4 protein-coding genes and 1 pseudogene are annotated in these 4857 nt (G+C 63.7%); 4 read left to right on the plus strand and 1 reads right to left on the minus strand.

Translation table 11 applies throughout. The annotated features are described in order from the left end of the window. From TX78_RS13670 to hemC, 4 genes and pseudogenes are all read left to right on the plus strand, one after another. Positions 1-227 (plus strand): annotated as a pseudogene (locus TX78_RS13670) (glutamyl-tRNA reductase); the annotation flags it as partial. A gap of 99 nt (positions 228-326) precedes the next feature. After that, the gene (gene hemQ, locus TX78_RS04465; protein ID WP_044494038.1) at positions 327-1106 is read left to right on the plus strand and encodes a hydrogen peroxide-dependent heme synthase; all 780 of its coding nucleotides are present in this window, start codon (positions 327-329) and stop codon (positions 1104-1106) included. After that, on the plus strand, positions 1106-2350 hold the full coding sequence (locus TX78_RS04470) for a ferrochelatase (protein ID WP_049897448.1): 1245 nt from the start codon (positions 1106-1108) through the stop codon (positions 2348-2350). Before hemQ ends, TX78_RS04470 begins: the two co-directional genes overlap by 1 nt. Beyond that, a complete protein-coding gene (gene hemC, locus TX78_RS04475; RefSeq protein WP_233722157.1) occupies positions 2350-3390 on the plus strand; it encodes a hydroxymethylbilane synthase in 1041 nt (346 codons plus the stop codon). Before TX78_RS04470 ends, hemC begins: the two co-directional genes overlap by 1 nt. A gap of 47 nt (positions 3391-3437) precedes the next feature. Here hemC and TX78_RS04480 read toward each other — a convergent pair. After that, the coding region (locus TX78_RS04480) for an HNH endonuclease signature motif containing protein (protein WP_044494042.1) at positions 3438-4857 on the minus strand (1420 nt) is incomplete at its 5' end.

Consider the following 4857-nt stretch of genomic DNA (forward strand, 5'->3'; position numbering starts at 1 on the left):
CCCTGGAGGCTGTCTTCGGTCTGGAGGTGGCTCCACGTGAGCAGGAAGGTGTGCGCGAGAAGTCCGCTCGGCGTCGTCGTGCCGAGGAGTTCTCCGCCGCTGAGCTGGCACAGATGGCCGCCTATCTGCAGCAGGTTCCCGACGGCGGGTTCTGCCGTCACCACAAGCCGGGAGAGTTCAGCATCGAGCGCCTGCCAGCGGTGGCACAGCTGCGCCAGAGTGCCTGAGACCAGTGCTCCACGCCACTTCTACAGCCTGTAGAAAAACTTGCCGCACAGGTTAGACTGCTTAATACGAACTCTTAAGAATTAGAAGAGGAGCCCGATGTGAGCGAAGGTTACGGCCGCAATCCCCAGCGCAGCGCCGAGGAGGTCAACAGCTCCGGCAAGGACTGGTTCAACCTCTTCACTGTTCTTAAGCGCAGCCCTGCTCAGAGCTACTGGGACCGAGTGGTGCGCAGCGAACCAGCCGAGGGCCGCAGCGCCAAGAAGCTCACCACCGAGTTCGACGGCGCCGTAGCCGCACTGCGCGGTGCCGGTCTGGGGCATGACGAGAACGCCGTGGAACTGCGCGGAGCCTATGACGTCTCCGGAATGCGCTCTGAGGCTGACATCATGCTCTGGCTCACCGGGCACAAGGCCGAGAACCTGCAGGCGGCACTGCGCACGCTGCATCGCACCGGTCTGCTCAACCAGACCGAAATCGCTTTCTCCGCCATGGGTGTGCACCGCACCGCAGAGTTCGCTCGCGGCCATGTGCCCGCCTTCGCCCGCGGGGTCGAAGCCGAGGACTGGCTGGTGGTTTACCCGTTCAACCGCAGTTACGACTGGTACCTGCTGGAACCGGCTGAGCGCGGCAAAATGCTGCGTGAGCATGGCATGCTCGGCCAGGAGTTCCCCTCAGTACTGGCCAACACCACCAGCGCTTTCGCCCTCAACGACTGGGAGTGGCTGCTCGCGCTGGAATCCCCTCAGCTCACGGATCTTGTGGACATGATGCGCAAACTGCGCGAGTCCGAGACCCGTTACCACGTCCGTGACGAGACCCCGTTCTACACCGGACGTCGCCTTGCCCACACTGACGAGATCCACGAGGTGCTCTCATAATGACCCAGACCGTGCCCGGCCATTCCTTTGATCCAAGAGAGGGCTACGACGCCGACGGCGTCATGGCACCCAAACGCTACGACGCCTTGCTGCTGGCCTCCTTCGGCGGTCCCGAGGGTCAGGACGACGTCATCCCCTTCCTGCGCAACGTCACCGCCGGACGCGGCATCCCCGATGAGCGCCTGGAGGAAGTGGCGACTCACTACCGTGCTCACGGCGGAGTCAGCCCCATCAATGATCAGAACCGTGCGCTGAAAGCTGCACTGGAGCAGGAGTTGTCCCGGCGGGGGATCGAGCTTCCCGTCTACTGGGGCAATCGCAACTGGGATCCATACATCCCCGAGACCCTTCAGGAGATGTACCGACAGGGGCACCGGAGGGTGCTCACCGTGTCCACGTCGGCCTACTCTTGCTACTCCTCCTGCCGGCAGTACCGCGAGGATCTAGGCACGGGCCTTCGTGAGACCGGGCTGGAGGGCAGCCTTGAAGTCGACAAGGTCCGGCAGTACTTCGATCACCCCGGATTTGTGCACTCGTTCCAGGAAGGCCTCAGCCAGGGTTTGCGCAGCATGACTCAGAAGCTGGGCACCCTGGAGAAGGTCCATGTCTTCTTCGCCACCCATTCCATACCCACCTCAGATGCCGCAGCTGCGGGACCCCGTCCCCTGGCTCAGCAGCTGCGTGACGAGACAGGCGCTGAGCCCGGTGAAGTCAACGGTGCCGATGTCTACTCAGCGCAGCACCTGGCGGTGGCTGAGCTGCTGATGGAGATGACGCCTGAAGCAAAGGACGTTGACTGGTCCCTGGTCTACCAGTCCCGGTCCGGCCCGCCCACTGTCCCGTGGTTGGAGCCTGACATCAACGACGCTATGGAGGAGTTGGCCGAGCAGAAGGACTTGCGAGGCGTCGTTGTGGTGCCATTGGGCTTCGTCTCTGACCATATGGAGGTCATCTGGGATCTGGACACTGAAGCCAAAGAAACTGCTCAGAAGCTCGGTCTGGAGTTCCTGAGGACTCCCACCCCGGGGGTTCACCAGCGGTTCGTGTCAGGTCTGGTGGACATGGTCGCCGAGCGGCTGGAGCAGCTCCCGGAAGCCGAGCGCCCAGAGCGGGCGGGGCTGACCGACTTCGGCCCCTGGTTCGACGTGTGCCGGCCCAACTGTTGCGTCAAGACTATGCGCGACGGGACCCAGAAGCCTACTGTCGCCGCTGTTGACTCCGAAGTGGGGGTATCAGGTCTCTGATGATGACTGTCCCAGCTCACAATTCGCTGTTCAGAGTCGGCACTCGGGGCAGCAAGCTGGCTCTGACCCAGACGACGATGGCAGCTGAGGCGCTGGCCGAGCGTTCCGGGTTGGACTATGAGCTGGTCACCATTAAATCCGAAGGCGATGTGCTCACCGGTCCGCTTTCTCAGCTGGGCGGTACCGGTGTCTTCGCCACTGCACTGCGCCAAGCGCTCTTTGATGAGCGGGTAGATGTGGCGGTGCATTCGCTGAAAGACCTGCCGGCGAAGGACCTGGAGGGGCTGACTATTGCAGCAGTGCCGATGCGCGAGGATGTGCGCGACGCACTGTGCTCTGCCGATGATCTGACGTTGGAGGAACTGCCTGAGGGTGCGAAGGTGGGCACCGGCTCTCCGCGTCGTGCCGCTCAGCTGCTGGCGGCTCGACCGGATCTGCAGATTGTTGATATCCGCGGCAATGTGGGCACCCGGCTGGCTCGGGTGCGTGGACGCGAAGCGGCTGCGGAGGCCTCCAGTCAGGCGCCCGGTGCTGCACGCGGGGATCTCGATGCGGTGGTGCTGGCCGGTGCTGGTCTGCGCCGGTTGGGGTTGGAAGAACATATTTCGGAGCTGCTGGACCCGGCGGTGATGCTGCCTGCGCCCGGACAGGGTGCCCTGGCGGTTGAAGTACGGTCCGCTGATGCCGCGCCTGTGTTGGCGTTGGGTATTGCGCTGGCTCAGTATGAGAGCATCCCCACGCGCCTGGAAGTGACTGCTGAGAGGGCTCTGCTGGCGCGTCTTAATGCTGGCTGCGCGGCACCGATCGGCGGCCTTGCCCGGTGTGAGGATGAGCCCGACGGCGGAGTGCGGCTGCGTCTTGACGCCACTGTCTGTGCCCCTGATGGCTCGGAGGTCCAGCAGGCTGGCCAGGAGCTGACATTAGAGGCCGGGGTCACCCGCGAGGCGGGCATGGAGGCTGCTGAAGAGCTCGGCCGAGCGGTGGCCGAGACTCTGCTGGAGGAAGACACCGGTCTGCTCAAGCACGTGGTGGATTCCTAGGTGCTGTTGGCCCGCGTTCGGGAGGGCGTGCCGTTGGTTTCTTGGGGTCACGCGGCGAGGGTGTACCGGACCGGGACGTCGCGCCATATGAAGTCCGGCGCAAAGCGTCCGGCAGTACCTGCCCCAGCGCCTGTGCTTGTGCCGCCGTCAGTATCACCGTCAGTACTGCTGCCGGTGTCTGTGCCCCTGCCGGTTTCTGAACTTGCGTCTGTGTTGTGGGGCTGTTGCTTATGCGGTGGGTGGAGGAAGCCGTGGGATTTCATGCGGTGATGGCGTCGGCACAGTGCCCAGAGGTTGCTGGCAGTGGTTTCTCCGCCGTGTTCCCAGGGGGTTTGGTGGTCGCTGTCGCAGCGTTCGGCGCTGATGGTGCATCCGTCTGCTTGGCAGGTGCCGTCCCGGAAGATCAGTGCGTCGCGTAGGTGTGCTGGTGGGTACCGGCCGATATAGCGGGCACTGAGCAGGTCATACTCTGCGTTCTTGGGATCCTTGCGGGACCGACCTTGGTACCAGTCGTGGTTAGCTTCGGGATCTGCGGCGAGGTTCCTGGCCTGGTGGGCGGGGATCATCCATGACCGATCTGCAGCCATTGCCGGCTCGTCTGTTTCACCGGTGAGGGTGGTCTCCGGGATCATGATCATGATTTTGGCGTCAACCGGGGTGTCATAGACTCTCCCGTCCCGTAGCCAGGCGGTGAAGAGGTCAGCTTCCCGCTGAGCAAGGGTGCGAGGGTCACTGGTGCCGGGGGTAGTCCCGTGGGGAGCGTACTGGGCGTCTGCCCGGCCATGCGTACCCGCATCCGCATGCGCGTCAGCGTCCGCGTCCGGGATGTCTGGTTCTGAGTTGGTCTGGCCTGTGCCGGGCTGGTCGAGTCCGCGGGCCGCAGCTTTGAGTCGCTTCTCAATAGCAGCAGCTTCCAAGGTGGGGATGTAGGCCTGGAGGTAGCTCATCCCGTGGGACTGGTGCTGGAACCGCACGAACCGGGACTGGGTTTCTTTCTCACAAGCCCTGGTGTAGGCCTCTGGGTCGAGTGAGGCGGTGTAGCGGGTGAGCCAGTGATGAAACTCTGAGAGACTACGGCGTTGGGCTTGCTCTGCTGCGGCCTGGTCCAGTTGTCGCAGCACGTGATCAGGCAGGCTACTGGTGGTGGCGGCGTCGACGGTTTTCCGCACCCGGGGCAGGTCAATAAGACCCTCACAGAATGCTCCCCACGTGTGGGGGAGGAGGCACTTAGCCTCTTGTGTGGTGTTCAGGACAGTGGTAGCAGTGCGGTCACTGGTCCCGAGGATCCGGGCAGCATCACGAACGGCGGCCCGGTCTGCCTCGGACCGGGTGACCAGGGGTTCCTGGGCATAATGTGTGGCAGTCCGTGCACGGTATTCCAGAAGTGCGGTGATGGTGGCTGCTTCAGCTCGCCGTGCAGCGACCTGCTGCTCCCAGGCTGCAGCGAGTTCTGGTTCCCCGGCGAGG

This window comes from Nesterenkonia massiliensis (assembly GCF_000455245.1).
Taxonomy (GTDB): domain Bacteria; phylum Actinomycetota; class Actinomycetes; order Actinomycetales; family Micrococcaceae; genus Nesterenkonia; species Nesterenkonia rhizosphaerae.